The organism is Muricoccus roseus (genome assembly GCF_900141905.1).
GTDB classification, from domain to species: Bacteria; Pseudomonadota; Alphaproteobacteria; order Acetobacterales; family Acetobacteraceae; genus Roseomonas; species Roseomonas rosea.
This window is the reverse complement of the sequence record NZ_FQZF01000005.1, coordinates 170,487-190,571: the sequence shown is the minus strand read 5'-3', so window position 1 is coordinate 190,571 and position 20,085 is coordinate 170,487. Positions and strand designations below refer to the sequence as shown.

The following is a 20,085-nucleotide window of genomic DNA, read 5'->3' as shown; positions in this document are numbered from 1 at the left end:
CGCGCACCGCCGGCCCCAGCGTGACGTTCCTGTCACTCGCGGCGCAAACTTAGCTGCAACAAGGTGTTGAAGGCCATCCTTCAACCCCCTTCTATCTTGCCCGCAACGGGGCCGGGTGGCAGAAGGCCGTCACCGTGCGCATCCTCCATCACCTCCCGCTCTCCCCCGCCTGCCGCAAGGTGCGTCTCGCGCTTCACGAGAAGCGCATTCCCTTCGAGTTGCGCGCCGAGCGGATCTGGGAAAGGCGCGAGGAGTTCCTCGCCATGAACCCGGCCGGCACCGTGCCGGTGCTGGAGGAGGAGAACGGCCTCGTCATCGCGGACAGCTACGCCATCTGCGAATATCTCGACGAAGCCTATCCCGATACACCCCTGCTCGGCCGCACCCATGCCGAGCGCGCCGAGGTGCGCCGCCTCGTCGCCTGGTTCGACGACAAGTTCACGCGCGAGGTCACGCGCAACCTGTATTTCGAGAAGCAGCTCAAGCGCATGCTCGGCCGCGGCAACCCGGATGCGGGCGCGCTCCGTGCTGGCTACGCCAATCTCAAGCCGCATATCGAATATCTCGGCTGGCTCGCCGAAACCCGCGCCTGGCTCGCCGGCAGTCAGCTCTCCCTCGCCGACCTCGCCGCCGCCGCCCACCTCTCCTGCCTCGACTATATCGGGGACATCGACTGGTCCCTGAACGACGCGATGAAGGACTGGTATGCCCGGGTGAAGTCCCGCCCGTCCTTCCGCCCCATCCTCGGCGACCGCGTCAGCGGCCTCACCCCGCCGCAGCACTACGCCGACCTGGACTTCTGAAGGTCCCGGGGCTCTCCCGGGCTCCACCCTAGCGCCGCGCCGGTCCGGCCGCGTTCAACGCCAGATTCTGCTGCGCCAGATCTGCCGCCGCGCTGTCCGGGCTGTTCGCCAGCACGCTTTCCCAATCGGACCGCGCCCCGGCCGTGTCGCCCTGCAGTTGGCGGAGGATGCCGCGCTCCAGCAGCGCCTCGGGGCTGCCGGGCTCCAGGGCCAGCGCCCGCTCGATGTCCCGCAACGCCTCCTGTGCCCGGTCGAGATGGCGCAGCGCCGCCGCCCGGAACACCCAGGCTTCCGCGCGCTGCCCGTCCTGCGCCAGGGCGCGGTCCGCATCCGCCAGGGAGTCGGTGAAGCGCCCGAGCATCCCGGCCGCGATCGCCCGGTCCACCAGCAGCTCCGGGTCGTTCGGCGTCAGCGTCAGCGCCATGGTGAAGGCGCCATGGGCCCGCAGCGACTGGCCCGCCACCATCCAGGCCTGCCCCGCCTGGCCGAACACCGCCGCCCGCGCGGCCGCCCCGGCGGCGGAGCGCCCGGCCAGCGCCTCCAGCCTTGAACCCGCACGTTCCGGCTCGCCCAGGGCCAGCAGCGCCAGAGCCGAGCAATGCCGCGCCCCGTCGCCACCCCCGCGCGCCTCCCACGCCTCGGCGAAGCCCAGCGCGCCCTGTGCGTCGTCGCGCAGCTTGCCCAGGCAGGCCTCGTAGTCCGGGCTGTCCGCCACGCGCGGCGGCTCGGGCGGGAGCGGCAACACCTCTTCGGAGGCCTCCGGCACGGGCATTGCCAGCCGGGGCTCCGGGTTCGTCCACCACCAGCCGCCGCCCAGCGCCAGGGCCAGCGCGACCACGGCGGCGCCCAGAAGCGCGTGACGGGACAGGATTCGCATCGCCGCCAATCTAGCGGCCCGCAGCGCGAGCCGCCATGCATGCGCAATGGACCCTCATCTGCTCGTTATCGGCCTCGGATTCAGCGGCGCCGCCATCGCGCGCGCCGCCCGCGCCGCCGGCTGGCGCGTCACCGCCACCGCGCGGGACCCGGCGCGGGTGGCAGTGCCCCCCGGCGTCACCCTGATCCCCTTCGCGGAAGCCGGGGAGGCGTTCCGCGCCGCCACCCATCTCGTCAGCACCGCGCCACCGGGTGAGGGGGGCGACCCCGTCCTCGCCACCCATGCCGAAGCCCTGCGGGCCGCCAGCCTTCGCTGGATCGGCTATCTCTCCACCACCGGCGTCTACGGAGACCGCGGCGGCGCCTGGGTGGACGAAACCACCGAACCCGCCCCTGCCCAGCCCCGCTCCCTCCGCCGCCGCGCCGCGGAGAGCCAATGGGAAGCCTTCGCCCCGCGCGCCACCGTCGACCTCTTCCGCTGCGCCGGCATCTACGGCCCGGGCCGAAGCGCCCTGGACGATCTCCGCGCCGGCACCGCCCGCCGCGTCATCAAGCCGGGCCACGCCTTCAGCCGCATCCATGTGGAGGACATCGCCCGCGCCGTCCTCGCCGCCGCCTCCGCCCCGCCGCCGCCGGGCACCCGCGTCCTGCACCTGGCCGACGACGAACCCGCCGAGAGCGCCGCGGTCACGGAAGGCGCCGCCCGCCTTCTCGGCCTCCAACCGCCGCCCCCCATCCCCTTCGAGGAAGCCCGCGCCACCATGTCCCCCATGGCGCTCTCCTTCTGGTCGGAGAACCGGCGGATCGCCAACGCCCGCACCAAGGCCGCGCTCGGCCTCTCCTGGCGGCATCCGACATGGCGCGAAGGATTGGCCGCCATCCTGGCTGAGGAGGGGTAGGGTCCTGGGCTGACACTGCCTTCCATGCGGCTCCAATGGCCCCAGGCTCCTGGCGAATGAGGGCGGAGCCCTCAAACGCGAAGCGTCCGAACACGCCTCGGTCTCAGTCCTCGTCCCGCGCCGCCAGCGAATCCCGAAGCCGCCCCATTTCGTCCCGCAGGCGCAGCGCCGCGTCCAGTTCCAACCCGGTTGCCTGCAGGATGCATTCAGGGATCGAAGCCGCCTTGTCCCGCAGGGCCCGGCCTTGCTCGGTCAGTCGCACCCGCACCACCCGCTCATCCGCCTGGTCCCGCGCGCGGGAAACCAGCCCCGCCGCCTCCAGCCGCTTCAACAGCGGCGTCACCGTGCTGGATTCCAGGAAGAGCTGATCCCCGATCCGCCCCACCGTCTGCCCATCCTCGCCCCAGAGGCTGAGCATCACGAGATACTGCGGATAGGTCAGGCCCAGCGGCTCCAGCAGCGGCTTGTAGACGCGGGTGAGGGCATGGTTGGCCGCATAGACGGAGAAGCAGAGCATCTCCGCGAGTTGCGGCACGGGGGAGGGGGGCGAGGCAGCCGGCATGATCCCACAAGATAGATCGTGCGCGATCAATCCGCGCACGCCCAATCCGCATGACGCCCATGCATCGAAATGGATCGCGCGACTGAATCGGGTGCAAAGCTCCGCTCAACGCCGCACCGGATGACCCGGCGCGGAACCTGACGAAAGGCATCCGCCATGTCCGTGAACGTCCTCTACCGCACCTCCGCCACCGCCACGGGCGGGCGCGACGGCCGCTCCCGCACCGCCGATGGCGCGCTGGATGTCCAGCTCTCCACCCCGAAGGAGCTGGGTGGCGCCGGCGGCACGGGCAACAACCCCGAGCAGCTCTTCGCCGCCGGCTACTCGGCCTGCTTCCTCGGCGCCATGAAGTTCGTCGCCTCGCAGGGCGGCCCCAAGGTCCCCGCCGACACCACCGTCACCGCCGAGATCGGCATCGGCCCGCGCAGCGAGGGCGGCTTCGGCATTACCGCCGCCCTCACCGTCTCGCTGCCCGGCCTCTCGCGGGAGGATGCCCAGGCCCTGGTCGAGAAGGCCCACCAGGTGTGCCCCTATTCCAACGCCACCCGCGGCAATGTGGACGTGCAGCTGACCGTCGCCTGAACCGGCCCGCAACCCTGGCTTGCGGGCGGGCGTTCGCCCTCCGCCCGCAACCAGGAATTCCCCACGCCATGCGCCTCGATGGACCCGAAAGCCAGAACGTCGAGGACCGCCGTGGCCAAGGTGGCTTCGGGGGCGGCTTCGGCGGCGGCCGCCGGGGCGGCGGAATCGCGGTGGGCGGCATCGGCGGCGTGGTGCTGCTGGTCGTCGCCCTGCTGCTGGGGGTCGATCCGTCCGTGATCCTCGGCGGCGGCGGGATGGGCCCCGAACCCCAGCCTGCCCCGCAGGAGCGCCGCATCGACCCTGGCCCCTCCGCGGATGGCCGCGGGCAGCCCGGCCGCACCCAGCAGGCGGGCAGCGAGGATGCCGGCCGCCGCTTCATCGCCCAGGTCCTGGGCGAGACCGAGCAGGTCTGGAACCAGCAATTCGCCCAGCTCGGCCGCCGCTACGAGGAGCCGGTCCTCGTCCTCTTCTCCGGCGCCACCCAGTCCGGCTGCGGCGCCGCCCAGGCCCAGACGGGCCCCTTCTACTGTCCCAATGACCGCCGGGTTTACATCGACCTCGACTTCATGGCCCGCCTCCAGCGCCAGCTCGGCGCCAATGGCGATTTCGCGGCCGCCTATATCGTCGCCCATGAGGTCGGCCACCACGTCCAGAACCTCCTTGGCGTCCTCCCCCGCGTGCAGCAGGCCCAGGCCCGTGCCTCGGAGGCCGAGCGCAACCAGCTCCAGGTGCGGGTGGAGCTCCAGGCCGACTGCCTCGCCGGCATGTGGGCCAACCAGGCCCAGCGCGCCCGCAACATCCTGGAGCAGGGCGATATCGAGGAAGGGCTCAACGCCGCCGCCGCCGTGGGCGACGACCGCGTGACCGGCGGCCGCATCCGCCCGGAGAGCTTCACCCACGGCAGCGCCCAGCAGCGCACCCGCTGGTTCCGCCGCGGGCTGGAGAGCGGCAACATCCGGGACTGCGACACCTTCCAGGGCTGACCAACCCGGCGCTGAACCCCGCCCCGCACAGAGCCCCGGACAGAGAAAGGGCCGCCGGTCATCCGACCGGCGGCCCTCTCCGTTCAGTACCGGTAGTAAACCGGCGGGGGCGGCGGCGGGGGCGCGTAATAGACCGGCGGGGGCGGCGGGGCCGCATAGCCATAACCGTAGCCATAGGCCGGCGCCGGCTGCGGCGTGGTCGCCGCGCCCGTGATAGCGCCGACGGCACCGCCGGCCACGGCCCCGATCGCCGCCCCGCGCCCACCACCCGCAATGGCGCCCAGCGCCGCGCCGCTCCCGGCGCCGATCGCGGCGCCGCCGAGCGCGCGCTGCCCGGGGTCATAGGGGTTGGTGCAGGCCGCGAGGCTCGCAGCGAGGGCGAGCCCCGCCAGGCAGCGTGTCGAGATTCGTGTCACTATCGTCTCCCTTCGGAAGGTTTTCGCACCGGGTTCCAACGGCTGTGCGGTGCTTCCGTTCTCAGGAAAGCTGAAGGCCGAAGGCGGCGGGATCGTGGCTGTCCCGCCCCAAATCAGCCCCGGCTTGCGCTCCGGCTCTCGGAATGCACCTGCCTTCCCCTTCTCCTCCGCACGTGACGACCGGGTGTAGAAGCCATCCGCGGACGAGATGAGGGCGGGATGGTGAGCAACATGAATCGCCGGATGGGCCAGTGCCACTGCGGCGCGGTGCGCTTCGAGGTGACGCTCAGCGATGGCTTCGAGTCCATCCGCCGCTGCACCTGCTCCTACTGCCGGATGCGGGGGGCCGTCGTCGCCATGGCGGAAATGGGCGGGATCACGATCCTGCGCGGGGAGGAGGCGCTCACGCGATACCGCTTCCACACGGGCTCGGCGGAGCACTTCTTCTGTTCGCGCTGCGGCATCTACACGCATCACCAGCGACGATCCGACCAGAACCTCTATGCGGTGAACGTCGCCTGCCTCGAAGGCGTCAGCCCGTTCGACTTCCCCGAGGTGCCCGTCATGGATGGCGTCAACCACACGAACGACACGGGCAAGCCCACGCGCAGGGCAGGCACGCTCCGCTTCATCCCGGCGGACTGACGATGGCCGCCTGAAGACCGCCGGGCCGACCGCCGCGCCCCCTCCGGCCACCACCGGTAGCCCCCGCCGCCCCGGGCGCTACACTCCCCCCATGCCGAGAATCGCCGTCGCCCGCCTCTGGTTCGAAGGGAACTCCTTCACCCCCGTCCCCACGGGGCTGGAGGCCTTCCTCTCCCGCGAATGGGTGGAGGGGGACGAAGCCCTCGCCCGCTACGCGGGAACCGCCACCGAGATCGGCGCCGTCGCCGCCTTCCTCGCCGCCCGGCCGGACTGGTCCGCCACCATCCTCCGCTGCGCCAGCGCGCAGCCCGGCGGCCCGATGGAGGATGCCGTCCTCCAGGCCTGGCTGGACGATGTCCTGCCGCCACTCCGCGCCGGCGGCTTCGACGGCGTCTATCTCTCGCTCCACGGCGCCTGCGTCACGGAATCGGACCCCGAGGCCGATCTCACCATCCTCCGCGCCATCCGCGCCGCCATCGGCCCGGAAACCCCGCTCACCGCCTCCTTCGACTTCCACGCGGACATGGCCGAGGAGGTGGCGCAGCTGCTCGATGGCGCCAGCGCCTATCGCAGCTACCCCCATACCGACATGGACATCGCCGGCGCCCGCGCCCTGGCCATGCTGGAGCGCCGGATCCTGGGCGGGCCGAGGATGCATGGCGCCGTCGCCAAGCTGCCCTTCGTCCTCCACTCCTTCCACATGCGCTCGGCTGCTCCGGGAAGCGAAGGAGGCCCGATGGCCGAGGTCTGGGCCATGGCGAACGAGCTGGAGGAGGGCTCGGTCTGCGAGGCCTTCCCCTTCGGCGGCTTCGCCTGGGGCGACAGCCCCCATGCCCGCCCCTGCGGCATGGCCTGGGCCGCCGAGCCCGAGGCCGCCCGCGCCGCCGCCGCCCGCATCGCCCAGGCCATCGAGGCCCGCCGCCCCCGCTTCGCCGTCTCGCTGCCCGGCCCGGAGGAAGGCCTGGCCCGCGCGCTCGCCGGCCCGCCCGGCCTCGTCGCGCTGCTCGACCCCGCCGACAATCCCTTCTCCGGCGGCATCGCGGACACGCCCGGGCTCCTCCGCGTGCTGCTGGAGAACCCGCCCGGCATCCCCACCGTCTTCGCCTTCCTCCACGACCCCGCCACCGTCCAGGCGGCCCAGGCGGCCGGGGAGGGGGGCACGCTTTCCCGCCCCCTCGGCGGCCGGGTCACGGAAGCCTTCGGCCCGCCCGTCCCCTTCACCGGCACGGTCGAACGCCTGACGGATGGCCGCTTCGTCAACGAGGGCCCGATGGAGCGCGGCTCCCCCGTGGATCTCGGGCCCACCGCCGTCCTCCGCGCCGGGCCGCTGCGCATCATCGTCACCAGCCGCAAGGAAGCCGCGGTGGATCCGGCCTTCTTCGCCCTGCACGGCATCGACCTCGGCGAAACCCGGCTGATGGCCAACAAGGGCAAGAACCACTTCCGCGCCGCCTTCGCGGAACGCTGCTCCCTCATCGTGGAATGCGACTGCCCCGGCCCGGCCTCGCTGGACCTCGCGGCGCTGCCCTTCCGGCATGTGCCGGAATCCTACCGGCGCTAGCGGCGCGGCCTTTCAGCCCACCGCGTCGAGTCGTTCGCCGATCCGGCGCGCCTCCTCCTGCAGGCGCGCGGCGATCTCCCCCCGGCGCGCCTCGCCCATGCGGCTTTCGACCGCGGCGATGCTGAGCGCCCCGGCCACGCGCCCATCCCTGCGCAGGATCGGCACCCCGACGGCGCCCATCCCACGGACGATCAGCCCGGGATTGGTGGCGAACCCGTCCTCGCGAGTCCTCGCCACCAGCGATTGCAGCAGCGCCGGCGTGAAGGCGGAGTAGGCCGAGAGCCGCGCCGCATTCGCGGCAACCGCCTGCTGAACCGCCGCATCCGGCAGGGCGGAGAGCAGCGCCAGGCTACCCGCGCCGACGCCGAGCGGCCGCCGGTCGCCCACCGCCAGGGTGAGCGTCTTGATCGGAAAGCGGCCCTCCTGGCGCGCGATGCAAAGCGCGTCGTCGCCCGAGCGGATCTGCAGATAGACCGTGTCCTCCGACCACTCCTCCAGCCGCACCAGGCTGGCCTGCGCGATGGTCAGCAGCCCGTGGCGATGGGCGGCCGTGCGGCCCAGCGCATAGATCTGGAAGCCGAGATGGTAGTGCGGCGAATCCGGGTCCTGCTCCAGCAGCCCGGCCTGGACCAGCGCCGCCAGGAGGCGATGCGTGGTGGAGCGGGAGAGGCCGGTGCGGGTGGCGATCTCGTGCAGCCGGGCGCCGCCACGTTCGCCTGCCGCGACCGCACGGAGCAGGGAGAGGGTCCGGTCAATTCCCTGGTTCCCGGTGTGATCAGCGCCGCCCGCGTCGTCCAACTCTCTGAAATCCAAACTGATAGAACCGATTATGGGCCCGCGCCGCCGGCCGGGCAAACCGGTTGACGATCCAGGGAGCGCTGCGTAACGTCCACCCATTGGGAACAACAATCCCACCCAATGGAATAACGCGACGGACAGGCCCGTCCGGCAGGAATCGGCGCCCGGCCCAGCCGGCACCCGCCCGGCCACCGGGCCCTTCGCGCGAAAGACCACCGAGGAAAGCGTCCATGCCCGATTCGATCCGCGACAGCGCGGCCCCCGTGAACTCCGTGCTCGAGATGCAGGGCGGCGAGGCGGTGGCCCGCATGATCCGGGCCTTCAACGGCGGCCCGATGTTCGGCATGGGCGGCTTCCAGCTGCTGCCCTTCTACGAGGCCGCGCGCCATTTCGGCATGCCGCACCACCTGATCAATGACGAGCGCTCCGGCGTCTTCGTGGCCGATGCCTATGCGAAGGTCTCCGGCCGCGTCGGCCTGGCGGATGCGACGCTCGGGCCGGGCGCCACCAACCTGGTCACCGGCCTGGCCGAGGCGCTGAACGCCGGCACGCCGATGGTCTGCGTCGTCGGCGACACGCATCGCGACCACGCCTGGAAGAACATGACGCAGGAGTGCCGGCAGGTCGATCTGCTGCGCCCCGTCTGCAAGGAGCTGATCCGGGTCGAGGCCATCCACCGCATCCCCGAGATGATGCGCCGCGCCTTCGCGGTCGCCACCACTGGCCGGCCGGGCCCCGTCGTCGTGGACCTGCCCGAGGACCTGATGCACGCCACCCACGCCTTCCCGGCGGAGGAGTTCGAGGTGGATCCGGCGAATGAGGCGGCGCCCGCGCTGCGCTGCCGGCCGGATGGCGCGGCGGTGGCGCGCGCGGCGGATCTGCTGGCGAAGGCGGCGCGCCCGATCATCCTCGCGGGTGGCGGCGTGCACATCTCCGGCGCGGCGGATGCGCTGACGGCCTTCGCGCGCGCCATCGACATTCCTGTCGCGCATACGCTGACGGGCAAGGGCGCCATTCCCTGCGTCGATCCGTTGAGCGCCGGGCTGTTCGGCCGCTACGACCGCATCGCGAACCGGCTGATCGAGGAGGCGGACGTCATCCTCGTCGTCGGCTGCAAGCTCGGCGAGATCGCGACCAAGCGCTACACCGTGCCGGCGCCGGGCAAGACGATCATCCATCTCGACATCGTGGCGGAGGAGTTCGGCCGCACGACGCGCGCCGATGTCCTGCTCTGGGGCGATGCGAAGCTCGGCATCGAGGACCTGCACGCCGCGCTCGGCGCGCGCGCGGCCGAGATGAAGGCCCGCCACGCCGGCTATGCCGCGCAGGTCTCCGCGCGCATGGCCGAGTGGCGTGAGGGCGTGGCGGAGCGGCTGCACTCCACCGAGCGGCCGATCAACGTCGCCCGCCTCCTGACCGCCATCAACACGGTCCTGCCGGAGGACGGCATCCTCGTCGCCGATGGCGGCTTCGCCGCGCATTGGGGCGGCCTGCTCTTCGACACCAAGCGCGCGGGCCGCGGCTTCGTGCCGGATCGCGGCTTCGCCTCCATCGGCTACGGCCTGCCGGGCGCGATGGGCGCGGCGCTCGCGGCGCCCGGGCGCCCCGTCGTCGCCATGACCGGCGACAGCGGCTTCTGCATGGTTCTGGGCGACCTGGAGACGGCGAAGCGGCTCGATCTCGATATCACCATCGTCGTCGTGAACAACGCCGCCTCCGGCTATGTGAAGGCGCTGCAGCACCTCGTCTATGGCGCGGGCAATTATCACGCCTCCGACCTGAAGGAGATGGATTTCGCCGCCATCGCCCAGGCCTTCGGCTGCACCGGCATCCGCGTGGAGGATCCCGAGGCGGTGGAAGGCGCGCTGCGCCAGGCGATCGCGACCAAGGGCCCGGTGGTGCTCGACGTCATCGTGACGCGCGACCCCGCGAAGATGCTGCCCGGCGTGGACAACCGCGCCGCCGTCATCCGCAAGGGCGACCGCATCGCCTGATCCCGCTTCGACGCACGAAAAGCAAAAGAGGAGGAACGTCATGATCGCTCGCCGTGCCCTGCTGGCCGGAATGGCCGCCGCAGGCCTTGCCCCCGCCTTCGCCCTAACCGCCTCTGCCCAGGCCCCCGCCTGGCCGGACCGGCCGGTGCGGCTGGTGGTCCCCTATGCCGCCGGCGGCCCGACCGACGCGGTGGCGCGGATCCTGGCCGAACGCCTCTCCAACGCCCTGCCGCAGCGCGTGGTGGTGGAGAACCGCGCGGGCGGCGGCGCCCTGCCGGGCACGGAGAACATCGCCCGCGCGCCGAAGGATGGCAGCGCCCTGCTCTTCACCACGGTGGTCCATGCCGTCCACCGCGCGCTGCACGGCTCGCGCCTCACCTTCGACCCTGGCGCGGATTTCGCGCCCGTGGCGCTGATCGGCGTGGTGCCGCAGGTCATCATGGTGCCGCCCGAAAGCCCCGTGCGCGACATGCCCGGGCTGCTGCAGTTCCTGCGCTCCGGCCAGCACGCCTATGGCAGCAGCGGCGCCGGCGGCTCCTCTCATCTCGGGGTGGAGCTGCTGAAGGGCATGACGGGCGTGCGGGCGGAGCACATCCCCTATCGCGGCACCGCGCCGGCCGTGGCGGACCTCCTGGCCGGCCGCGTGGCGCTGGTGATGGACAGCGTCGCGACCGGCGCGGCCCAGGTGCGCGGCGGCGCGCTGCGCGGCATCGCAACGACGGGCGCGCGCCGCTCCTCCGCCCTGCCGGACCTCCCCACCGTGGCCGAGACGGTGCCCGGCTTCGAGGCGACGACATGGAACGCCGTGCTGGCCCCCGCCGGCACGCCAGCCCCGGTCGTCTCGGCCATCTCGGCCGCCATCTGGTCGGCCCTGGCCGATGAGGGCGTCCAGGCGCGCCTGGCCGGCCTGGGCGTGGAGGTGCCGCCGCCTGAGGAGCGGAACCCCGAGATGGCCGGCCGCTTCATCGCCGCCGAAACCGCCAAATGGGAACGGCTGGTGCAGGATGCGGGCATCCGGGTCGAATAGCCCCGATGGGGGATGACGCGGGCGCGCTGGTCTTCGACAGCGCGACGAAGCTCGATTCCTCCTGCCGGGGCCGCGTCTGCGTCGCGGCCTCCCATGGCGGGATCTATGTCGGTCATCTCGCCGCCAAGGCCGGGGTGGCGGCGGTCATCGTCAGCGATGCCGGGATCGGACGGGAAGGGGCCGGGGTCGCCGGCCTCGCCCTGCTCGATGAACTCGGCATTCCGGCGGGTGCGGCCTCCCACCTCTCCGCGCGGATCGGGGATGGGCAGGACCTTCTCGCCTGCGGCGTGCTGAGCCGGGTGAATGGCGCGGCCATGCGCCTCGGTCTCGCGCCGGGGCTCGGGATGGCGGAGGCGCAGCGGCTGCTGCGCGGCGCCCCCGCGCCCGGCCCCCTGTCCCGCCCGCCCATGGCGGAGGCGCGCTTCCCCATCGCCATACCCGGCGCGCGGGTACCGGTGATCGGGGTGGATTCCAACAGCCTCGTCCAGCCCGGGGACGCCGGGGCGGTCGTCGTCACGGGCAGCCATGGCGGCCTGCTCGGCGGGCGCGGCAGCGCGGTGAGCGCGGCGGTGCGCGCCGCCGTCTACAACGATGCGGGCATCGGCAAGGATGAGGCCGGGGTGTCCCGCCTGCCGGCCCTGGAGGCCGCCGGGATCGCGGGGCTGACCGTCTCGGCGGAGAGCGCCCGCATCGGCGATGCCCGCTCCACCTTCGGGGATGGAATCGTGAGCCGCGCCAACGCGCCGGCCCGCCGTTTCGGCGTGTCGGAAGGCATGACGGCCGCGGAGGCCGTCGCACGCATCGCCCGGGACTGACCGCTGGCGCGCGCGCCCTTCCGGTGCCAAGGGGGCGGCGTCATCACCCCAGGCGGGCCCCCCATGACGGACCATGCGACCGATGTTCTCGTGCTCGGCTCCGGCGCCGCGGGGCTGGTCGCGGCGCTCACGGCCGCCCGGCGCGGCCTCTCCGTCACGGTGCTGGAGAAGACCGGGCGGCTCGGCGGCACCTCCGCCATGTCCGGCGCGGGCACCTGGGTACCGGCCAACCACCACGCCGCCGCCGCCGGCATCGAGGACAGCCCGGAGGAGGCCTTGGCCTATATCCGCGCCGCCGCCCCGGCCGGCTGGGCGGCAGCCGAGGACGCGCTGTGGGGCGCCTTCACCCGCGCCGCGCCGGAAATGCTCCGCTTGGTCGAGGAGGAGACGCCGCTCCGCTTCGCCCTCACCCCGGAGCCCGACCCGCTGCGCGACCTGCCCGGCGCCAAGCCACGGGGGCGGATGCTCTCGCCCTTGCCGCTCAGCCGCTGGCGCGCGGGGCGCTTCGCCTTCCGCATCCGCCGATCCACCATCCCCGAGATCTTCACCTATCACGAGGCGGTGACGAGGGACCTCTACCACAAGCCCTACCGCACCGCCCTGGAGCTCGGGCCAAGGCTCCTCTGGCGGCTGCTGACCAACGCGCGCGGCAAGGGGACGGCGCTGGTCACGGGCCTGCTGCGCGGCTGCCTCGACGCCGGGGTGAAGCTGCTGCTGAACGCGCGCGCCCTGGAGCTGACGCAGGACAGCATGGGCGCCGTGACCGGCGCGGTGGTGGAGCACCAGGGCCAGCGGGAAGCCTGGTCCGCCCGGGCCGGCGTCGTGATCGCGACGGGCGGCTTCGAATGGGACGCGGCGCGGATGGCGCGCCACTTCCCCGGGCCGCTCGACCTGCGCGGCAGCCCCGCCGCGAATGAGGGCGATGGCCAGCGCATGGCGGCCACCGCCGGCGCGGCGCTGGCCCATATGGACCAGGCAACCATCACCCCCGCCGTGCCCGTGCGCTACGAGGGGCGGGTGCTCGCCCAGCCCGTGCCCTTCCACACCGAGCCCCATGCCATGCTGGTGGACCGCCACGGGTCGCGCTTCGTCAACGAGCTGACCTTCAACCTCGGCGAGGTCCTGGACCGGCGCGACCCGGCGACCGGCGAGCCCGTGCACCTCCCGGCCTGGGTCATCACGGATGCCCGGATGCTCCGGGACGTGCCGCCGGTGCGCTGGGCCAGCCGGGCGGATCCGGCCTGGATGCGCCGGGCGGATGACCTCGCGACCCTCGCCGGGCAAATCGGCGTGCCGGCGGCGGCGCTGGAGGCCAGCGTCGCCCGCTTCAACGCCTTCGCGGCCGCCGGGCGGGACGAGGATTTCGGCCGGCCGGCACGGGCCGACGCCGCCTCGGCCGGGGACAAGCGGCGGCGGGCGGGTATCAGGCCCATCCTGGAAGCGCCCTTCCTGGCCATGCCCTTCAGCCGCTCCATACTCGGCACCAAGGGCGGCGCCCGGACCAACGAGCATGCCGAGGTGCTGCGGCCGGATGGCAGCGTCATCCCCGGCCTCTTCGCCGCCGGGCTGGCCATGGCCAACCCGATCGGCACGCGCAATGTCGGCACCGGCACGACGATCGGCCCGAACATGACCTGGGGCTATATCGCCGGCCAGCGCCTCGCCCGGCGCAACACGGCCCCTTCCTGAGGCGCCGTCACCCCCCCCGCCCGACCCTGAGCAGGCAGACGCCGGGAAGGCCGGCGGGGCCGCAGCCTCAGGAATGCGCCTCGATCATCGCGCGCACCTTCGGATACACCTCATTCGCCCAGCGCCGACCGCTGAACACCCCGTAATGCCCGGCCCCGGTCTGCAGGTGGTGGTGCCGCATCGCCAGCGGGATGTTCGGGCACAGGTCCAGCGCCGCCATGGTCTGCCCGATCGCGCAGATATCGTCCCGCTCGCCCTCAACCGTCAGCAGCGCTGTCCGCCGGATCGCCTCCGGCCGTACCGGGCGGCCCCGGTGCATCAGCACGCCGCGCGGCAGGTCGTGGTCCTGGAACACGCGCTGCACGGTCTCGAGGTAGTATTCCGCCGGCAGGTCCATCACCGCGAAATACTCGTCATAGAACCGCCGGTGCGCGGCCGCCGCCTCCAGCTTGCCGGAGACGATGTTCTCGAACTGCGTCCTGTGCGCCTTCATGTGCCGGTCCAGGTTCATGGACATGAAGGCCTGCAACTGGATCGCGCCGGGGTAGACCCGCCGCCCGGCCCCCGCATAGCGCGCCGGCACGGTGCCGATCAGGTTGCGCTCGAACCAGCCGATGGGCTTGGAATTTGCCAGCTCATTCACCTGGGTCGGACTGATCCGGGTGTCGATCGGCCCCGCCATCAGCGTCATGGTCGCCGGCACGCAGCGGTTCCGCGCCTCCGCCATCACCGCCACCGCCGCCAGCGTCGCCGGGGCGGGCTGGCACACCGCCAGCACATGGCTGCCCGGCCCCATCACCTCCAGGAAGCGGATGATGTGGTCCGTGAAGTCGTCGAAGCCGAAGGTCCCGGCCGAAAGCGGGATGTCCCGGGCATTCACCCAGTCCGTGATGTAGACATCATGATCCGCCAGCAGCACCTCCACCGTGCCCCGCAGCAGGGTGGAGAAATGGCCGGACATGGGCGCCACCACCAGCACCCGCGGCTGCTGCACCGGCGTGTCCTTCGCGAAGCGCAGCAGCGTTCCGAAGGGGGTCTCGTCCACCACCTCCTCCGTGACCTCCACCTCACGGTTGCCCACCTGCACCGTGGTGAAGGCATAGGCGGGGCGGGTATGGGTGGTGCGCGCATGGGCGATCAGCTCCATGGCCGCGCTGGCACTCCGGATGAAGGGTGCCGCCAGCGGCATGGCCGCCGTCACAGGCTCCCACTGCCGCAGCATCCGGCCGGTGGTCTCGGCCAGCGCCCGCATGGGGAACTGGAAATCCTGCTGCGCCTGCCAGAGCTGGTAGATCATGCCATGTAGGGCGTCGGGGTCAGGCGCATGGTCCTTGAACGGCTGGGCAGCATCTCGGGTTTGCTCACGGTTTCGTATGGTGGTGGCTCCGCCCCGCCGGGTCAACGCCGAAGGCCCGCGCCGGCCCCCCGCGCCTTGCGCTGGCGCAAGGCGGGGCTGGAACGGTTCTGGCATGGCTGCAAACGGCGCGCCCGGCAAGCGCCGGCGCCAGCAGGAGGAAAAACCACGCGATGGAACAGGCCAGGCTCCTTATCAGCAGCCGGAACTACTCCTCCTGGTCGCTGCGCGGCTTCCTCCTGGCGCGGCTGGCCGGGATCGACTTCACGGTGGAAACGGTGGACCTGGACGACCCCGCCGCCCGGGCGGAACTCCTCCTCCAGGCCTCCTCCATCCGCATCCCCTGCCTCCTGCATGACGGGCTCCGCGTCTGGGACACGATCGCCATCGCCGAATACCTGAACGAAATCCGCCCCGAGGCCGGCATGCTCCCCGCCGAGAAGACGGCCCGCGCTCGCTGCCGCTCCATCTCCGGCGAGATGCATTCCGGCTTCCAGGCCCTCCGCGCCTCCCTGCCGATGAACCTGCGGGCCCGCCGCCCGGGCTTTCGCATCTGGTCCGGCCCCCGCGCCGATATCGATCGCGTCCTGCAGATCTGGCAGGACAGCCTCGGCCACTGGGGCGGCCCCTGGCTCTTCGGGGAACGCCCGAGCATCGCGGACGCCATGTACGCCCCCGTGGTGAGCCGCTTCCTCACCTATGACGTGAAGCTCGAACGCGCCTGCACCGCCTACGCCCGCACCATCATGGAATGGGCGCCCATGGCCGAATGGGCCGCCGCCGCCCAGGAAGAACCGGAACCGCCCATCCATGAACTGGAGGTGGAGGCGGAGTTCTGAGGGCTCCGCCCTCAACCCGCCAAGGGCCTGAGGCCCCTGGAACCCCATCGGACTGCCGTGGATACCCTGATCGAAGGGGTCTCGGGTTGAACGGGATTGATCCTGCGCTTGCAGGCGCCTGAGGTCATGGACCTCAGGCGCACCGTCAGCCGGATGACTCCAACTCGGAGAAAAAGAAGAAGGTAAGGGGTCCGGGGAGAGGAAGAATTCCTTCTTCCTCTCCCCGGGACAAACCGACAACCCAGAACCTAATCCAGCTTCGCCCCAGCGGCCTTCACAACCTCACGCCACTTGTCGTTCTCGGCGCCGATATACCGGTCGAATTCCGCCGGGCCGAGCGGCTTCGGGTCGCTGCCGATCTCGCGCAGCCGCTCCGTCACGGCCGGCTCCGCCACGATCTGCCTCACCAGCCCCGCAAGCTTCTCCACGATCGGCCGCGGCACCCGCGCCGGCGCCTGGAAGCCGAACCAGGCCACCGCCTCGAACTCCGGAACCCCTGCCTCCTTCACCGTCGGCACCTCCGGCAGGGAGAACCAGCGGTTGGCCGAGGTCACGGCCAGCGCCCGCAGCCGCCCCTCCCTGATGTGCGGCAGGTAGCCCGGCAGGTTGTCCACCGCGAGGTCCAGCCGCCCGCCCAGCAGGTCCGGGACGATCTGCGAGGTGCCGCGATAGGGGATATGGGTGAGGTTCACCCCCGTCTTGCTCTTCAGGTACTCGCCGCAGAGATGCCCGGAGGTGCCGTTGCCCGGCGTGCCGTAGTTCAGGTCCCCCGGCTTCGCCTTGGCCGCGGCCAGCAGGTCCTGCAGCGTGCGGAAGGGCGAACTGGCCCCCACCGCGATCACGTTCGCCACCTCGTTCACCAGGGCGATGCTGGTTAGGTCCTTCGCCGGGTCATAGGCCAGCCGCGTGTAGAGGAACTGGTTGATGCTCGCCGTGCCGATCGTGCAGGTCAGCAGCGTGTAGCCATCCGGATCCGCCTTCGCGACCATCTCCGTGCCGATATTCCCGCCCGCGCCGGGCCGGTTGTCGATCACCACGGGCTGGCCCAGCAGCGTCGCCAAGCGCTCGCACACCACCCGCGCCGTCAGATCCGTCGCGCCACCGGCCGGGAAGGGAACCACCATCCGGATGGAACGGGACGGATAGCCGGCCGCCCCGCCGACGCCCTGGGCGCGGGCCACCAGGGGGGTGGCCAGCGCGGGAAGGGCCAGCAGGGCGCCGCGGCGCGTGATGGGGCGAGGCGTCATTCATACTACTCCACGGTTGCGCCGGACTTGCGGACCACGTCGCCCCACTTCCGGATCTCGGCCCGGACGAAGGTGGTGAAGGCGGCGGGCGAGGTCCCGCCATCCGGGGTCAGCTCCGGCATCATCCCGCCCAGGTCGGCGATCTTCGCCTTCGTCCCGGGCTCCTTGAGGATGGCGTCGATCTCGGTGCCCAGCCGCTCGATGATCGGCCGGGGCGTGCGGGCCGGCGCCTGGATGCCGAACCAGCCGGTGGCCTCCACGCCGGGGAAGCCCTCCTCAGCGGTGGTCGGCACGTCCGGCAGCGCCGGGGTCCGGGTCTTCGTCGTCACCGCCAGCGCCCGCAGCCGCCCGTCGCGGATATGCCCGATGGCGGAGGGGAGGTTGTCCACCCCCATCTCGATCCGCCCCGCCATCACGTCGATCATCATCGGCCCCGCGCCGCGGAACGGCACATGCGTGATCTGCACGCCGGCCTCCATCTTCAGCAGCTCCCCCGTCACATGCAGCGAGGTGCCGGCGCCCGAGGATCCGAAGTTCAGCTTGCCCGGATTGGCCTTCGCATAGGCCACCAGCTCCCGCAGCGTGCGGACAGGCAGGGAAGGGGTGGCGAAAATCACGTTCGGCACCCGCGTCACCAGCGCCACCTCCGCGAGGTCGTCCGGCTTGTAGGGGATGCGCCCCTCATAGAGCGTGTAGTTGATCGCCCCGCTGGAAACGGTCTGCATCAGCAGCGTGTACCCATCGGCCTCCGCCTTCGCGACGTAGTCCGAGCCGACATTGCCGCCTGCCCCGGGCCGGTTCTCCACCGTGAAGGGCTGGCCCAGCCGCGACTGCAGCCGCTCGCTGATGATCCGCGCCGCCACATCCGTGGTGCCCGCCGGGGTGAAGGGCACGACGAGCCGGACGGGCCGCGCCGGATAGCCGGCGGCACCGCCGGCCTGGGCGCGGGCGAGCCCGGGCAGAAGGGCAAGGGCGGGTGCGGCCAGGGCCGCGCGGCGGGAAAGGGTCATGAACATCCTCCTGTGGCGCCGCCTGCGGGAGCTTCTGCCCCTTCCTGGAGTCGCGGCTATTGCCGCAACAGGTGCCGCGCCGAGGCCGCCCTTGCAAGGGGGCCCCAGCTGGCCTTCCCTCCTGCATCCGATCCCGCGCTGCGGCGTTGCCCCCTCGGGCGGGTTCGGCGGCCTGCGGAGGGGACGGGATCAGCATGGGCTTTCTTCAGACCTATGCGCGGGTGCTCGGGCTTCTCGCGCCCGACAAATGGGTGGCGATCGGCCTGGCCCTCGCCGCCCTCGCCCTCGCGGGGCTCCAATTCCTCGAGCCTGTCCTGTTCGGCCGGGTGGTGGACGTTCTCTCGGGCGCGGACCGCCTGCCGCAGGACGAGGTCTGGCGTCAGGCCGTCGCGCTCCTCATCGTCTGGGGGGCGGTCGGCCTCACCGGCATCGCCGCCAACGTCGCCGTCAGCCTCCTGGCGGACCGCATGGCGCACCGCAACCGCCTGGCGGTCATGCACCGCTACTTCCAGCACGTCCTCGCCATGCCGCTCTCCTTCCACGGGGACACGGCCTCGGGGCGGCTGATGAAGATCATGCTCGTCGGCACCGACCACCTCTTCGCCATCTGGCTCTCCTTCTTCCGGGAACACCTGACCACCTTCATCACCGGCTTCGTGCTGCTCCCGCTCACCTTCTTCATGAACTGGCGGCTGGCCATCATCCTGCTGGTGCTGGTGCTGGTCTTCATCGTCGTCGCGGCCTTCGTCGTCAGCCGCACCCAGGAAGCCCAGGAAAAGGTGGAGGACTTCCAGTCCCAGCTCGCCGGCAACGCCCAGGACGCCCTCTCCAACGTCGTCGTCGTCCAGTCCTTCACCCGCATGTCGGCCGAGGCGAAGCTGTTCGGAGACATCATGCGCCAGGTGCTGGACCACCAGTTCCCCGTGCTGAACTGGTGGGCCGTCGTCTCGGTGCTCACCCGCTCCGCCAGCACCGTCTCGGTCATCACCATCTTCATCCTCGGCACCTGGCTGCACATGAACGGCCAGGCGAGCGTCGGCGAGATCGTCTCCTTCATGGGCTTCGCCACCATGCTCATCGGCCGGCTCGAAGGCGCGGTCGGCTTCGTCTCCCGCCTCCTGATGCAGGTCCCCGGCCTGCGCGAGGTCTTCTCCGTGCTCGATGCCCGCAGCAGCGTCCCCGAGAAATTCGACGCCATCGACCTCCCCCGCGTCCGCGGCGAGGTCGTGTTCGACCATGTCGCCTTCGGCTATCCCGGCGGCGGCCGCATCTTGAACGACGTCTCCTTCACCGCCCCGCCCGGCAAGACCGTCGCCCTGGTCGGGCAGACCGGCGCCGGCAAGTCCACCGCCATGTCCCTCCTCCAGCGCCTCTGGGATCCCATCGAGGGCCAGGTCACCATCGACGGCCACGACCTGCGCGACATCTCCCTCGAAAGCCTGCGCCGCAACGTCGGCGTCGTCTTCCAGGACGCGATGCTGTTCAACCGCACCATCCGCGAGAACCTCCTCATCGGCCGCCCCGACGCCACCCAGGAGCAGATCGAGCAGGCCTGCCGCATGGCCGAGGCGCATGACTTCATCACCCGCCAGCCCCAGGGCTACGACACCCGCGTGGGCGAGCGCGGCGCCCAGCTCTCCGGCGGGCAGAAGCAGCGCCTCTCCATCGCCCGCGCCCTGCTGAAGGACCCGCCCATCCTCATCCTGGACGAGGCGACCAGCGCCCTCGACGCCGCCACCGAGGCCCGCGTCCAGAAGGCCCTGAAGGTGCTGATGGAGGGCCGCACCACCTTCATCATCGCCCACCGCCTCTCCACCATCCGCGACGCCGACGAGATCCTCGTCTTCGACCAGGGCCGCATCGTCGAGCGCGGCACGTTCGAGGAGTTGGTCGAACTCGGCGAGCGCTTCGCCGAACTCGTCCGCACCCAGCTCTCCGGCGCCGAGGCGAAGAAGGCCAACCCGGTGGCGGCCTGAGCCACCCCC

The 20,085-nt window shown here is 71.8% G+C and carries 19 protein-coding genes; 12 read left to right on the top strand and 7 right to left on the bottom strand.

Annotated features, from left to right (window positions below; translation table 11 throughout):
- Positions 1-134 precede the first annotated feature (134 nt).
- Positions 135-803 (top strand): FtsZ-binding protein FzlA, encoded by a 669-nt coding sequence (fzlA, locus tag BUB97_RS05925; protein ID WP_073132585.1) that lies wholly within the window; start codon positions 135-137, stop codon positions 801-803.
- 28 nt (positions 804-831) lie between these two features.
- Here fzlA and BUB97_RS05920 read toward each other — a convergent pair whose 3' ends face one another.
- The gene (locus BUB97_RS05920) at positions 832-1,680 is read right to left on the bottom strand and encodes a tetratricopeptide repeat protein (RefSeq protein WP_073132582.1); all 849 of its coding nucleotides are present in this window, start codon (positions 1,678-1,680) and stop codon (positions 832-834) included.
- A gap of 46 nt (positions 1,681-1,726) precedes the next feature.
- Between BUB97_RS05920 and BUB97_RS05915 the strand changes: the two genes are divergently transcribed.
- Positions 1,727-2,578: a Rossmann-fold NAD(P)-binding domain-containing protein gene (locus BUB97_RS05915; RefSeq protein WP_073132580.1), complete on the top strand. Its 852-nt coding sequence runs from the start codon at positions 1,727-1,729 to the stop codon at positions 2,576-2,578.
- Positions 2,579-2,681: 103 nt separating this feature from the next.
- On the opposite strand, the gene BUB97_RS05910 is transcribed toward BUB97_RS05915, so the two are convergent.
- Positions 2,682-3,140, bottom strand: a complete 459-nt coding sequence (locus BUB97_RS05910; RefSeq protein WP_073132578.1) for a MarR family winged helix-turn-helix transcriptional regulator — start codon at positions 3,138-3,140, stop codon at positions 2,682-2,684.
- A gap of 156 nt (positions 3,141-3,296) precedes the next feature.
- Here BUB97_RS05910 and BUB97_RS05905 point away from each other — a divergent pair, with 156 nt between their 5' ends.
- Positions 3,297-3,722, top strand: coding sequence for an organic hydroperoxide resistance protein (locus BUB97_RS05905; protein ID WP_073132576.1), 426 nt, complete (start codon positions 3,297-3,299; stop codon positions 3,720-3,722).
- A 68-nt stretch (positions 3,723-3,790) separates the two neighbouring features.
- Complete coding sequence (gene ypfJ, locus BUB97_RS05900; protein WP_073132574.1) at positions 3,791-4,705, top strand: KPN_02809 family neutral zinc metallopeptidase; 915 nt, start codon at positions 3,791-3,793, stop codon at positions 4,703-4,705.
- Positions 4,706-4,788: 83 nt separating this feature from the next.
- On the opposite strand, the gene BUB97_RS05895 is transcribed toward ypfJ, so the two are convergent.
- Positions 4,789-5,121, bottom strand: coding sequence for a YMGG-like glycine zipper-containing protein (locus BUB97_RS05895; protein WP_086061933.1), 333 nt, complete (start codon positions 5,119-5,121; stop codon positions 4,789-4,791).
- Between the two features lie 231 nt (positions 5,122-5,352).
- Between BUB97_RS05895 and BUB97_RS05890 the strand changes: the two genes are divergently transcribed.
- Both BUB97_RS05890 and BUB97_RS05885 read left to right on the top strand, forming a co-directional pair.
- Positions 5,353-5,766, top strand: a complete 414-nt coding sequence (locus BUB97_RS05890; protein WP_245818203.1) for a GFA family protein — start codon at positions 5,353-5,355, stop codon at positions 5,764-5,766.
- Between the two features lie 91 nt (positions 5,767-5,857).
- Entirely contained in the window at positions 5,858-7,327 is a 1,470-nt protein-coding gene (locus BUB97_RS05885; RefSeq protein ID WP_073132570.1) for a M81 family metallopeptidase, read from the top strand.
- Between the two features lie 12 nt (positions 7,328-7,339).
- Here the strand turns inward: BUB97_RS05885 and BUB97_RS05880 are convergent, their stop codons facing one another.
- Positions 7,340-8,125: an IclR family transcriptional regulator gene (locus tag BUB97_RS05880; RefSeq protein ID WP_073132567.1), complete on the bottom strand. Its 786-nt coding sequence runs from the start codon at positions 8,123-8,125 to the stop codon at positions 7,340-7,342.
- 230 nt (positions 8,126-8,355) lie between these two features.
- On the opposite strand from BUB97_RS05880, the gene BUB97_RS05875 reads away from it, so the two are divergent.
- From BUB97_RS05875 to BUB97_RS05860, 4 genes are all read left to right on the top strand, one after another.
- Positions 8,356-10,119 carry a thiamine pyrophosphate-binding protein gene (locus tag BUB97_RS05875; RefSeq protein ID WP_175562565.1) on the top strand — a complete coding sequence of 588 codons (1,764 nt, stop codon included), beginning with the start codon at positions 8,356-8,358 and terminating at the stop codon, positions 10,117-10,119.
- Between the two features lie 40 nt (positions 10,120-10,159).
- On the top strand, positions 10,160-11,146 hold the full coding sequence (locus tag BUB97_RS05870; protein ID WP_073132565.1) for a Bug family tripartite tricarboxylate transporter substrate binding protein: 987 nt from the start codon (positions 10,160-10,162) through the stop codon (positions 11,144-11,146).
- A gap of 5 nt (positions 11,147-11,151) precedes the next feature.
- A complete protein-coding gene (locus BUB97_RS05865) occupies positions 11,152-11,961 on the top strand; it encodes a hypothetical protein (protein ID WP_073132563.1) in 810 nt (269 codons plus the stop codon).
- Positions 11,962-12,024: 63 nt separating this feature from the next.
- Complete coding sequence (locus BUB97_RS05860) at positions 12,025-13,650, top strand: FAD-dependent oxidoreductase (RefSeq protein ID WP_073132561.1); 1,626 nt, start codon at positions 12,025-12,027, stop codon at positions 13,648-13,650.
- Positions 13,651-13,717: 67 nt separating this feature from the next.
- On the opposite strand, the gene BUB97_RS05855 is transcribed toward BUB97_RS05860, so the two are convergent.
- Positions 13,718-14,947: a polyhydroxyalkanoate depolymerase gene (locus BUB97_RS05855; protein ID WP_073132559.1), complete on the bottom strand. Its 1,230-nt coding sequence runs from the start codon at positions 14,945-14,947 to the stop codon at positions 13,718-13,720.
- A 230-nt stretch (positions 14,948-15,177) separates the two neighbouring features.
- Between BUB97_RS05855 and BUB97_RS05850 the strand changes: the two genes are divergently transcribed.
- Positions 15,178-15,843, top strand: a complete 666-nt coding sequence (locus BUB97_RS05850) for a glutathione S-transferase (RefSeq protein WP_073132557.1) — start codon at positions 15,178-15,180, stop codon at positions 15,841-15,843.
- A 248-nt stretch (positions 15,844-16,091) separates the two neighbouring features.
- Here the strand turns inward: BUB97_RS05850 and BUB97_RS05845 are convergent, their stop codons facing one another.
- The gene (locus BUB97_RS05845) at positions 16,092-17,090 is read right to left on the bottom strand and encodes a Bug family tripartite tricarboxylate transporter substrate binding protein (RefSeq protein WP_073132556.1); all 999 of its coding nucleotides are present in this window, start codon (positions 17,088-17,090) and stop codon (positions 16,092-16,094) included.
- A 5-nt stretch (positions 17,091-17,095) separates the two neighbouring features.
- Positions 17,096-18,100 (bottom strand): Bug family tripartite tricarboxylate transporter substrate binding protein, encoded by a 1,005-nt coding sequence (locus BUB97_RS05840; protein WP_073132664.1) that lies wholly within the window; start codon positions 18,098-18,100, stop codon positions 17,096-17,098.
- A gap of 194 nt (positions 18,101-18,294) precedes the next feature.
- On the opposite strand from BUB97_RS05840, the gene BUB97_RS05835 reads away from it, so the two are divergent.
- Positions 18,295-20,076, top strand: coding sequence for a glucan ABC transporter ATP-binding protein/ permease (locus tag BUB97_RS05835; protein WP_073132555.1), 1,782 nt, complete (start codon positions 18,295-18,297; stop codon positions 20,074-20,076).
- Positions 20,077-20,085 lie beyond the last annotated feature (9 nt).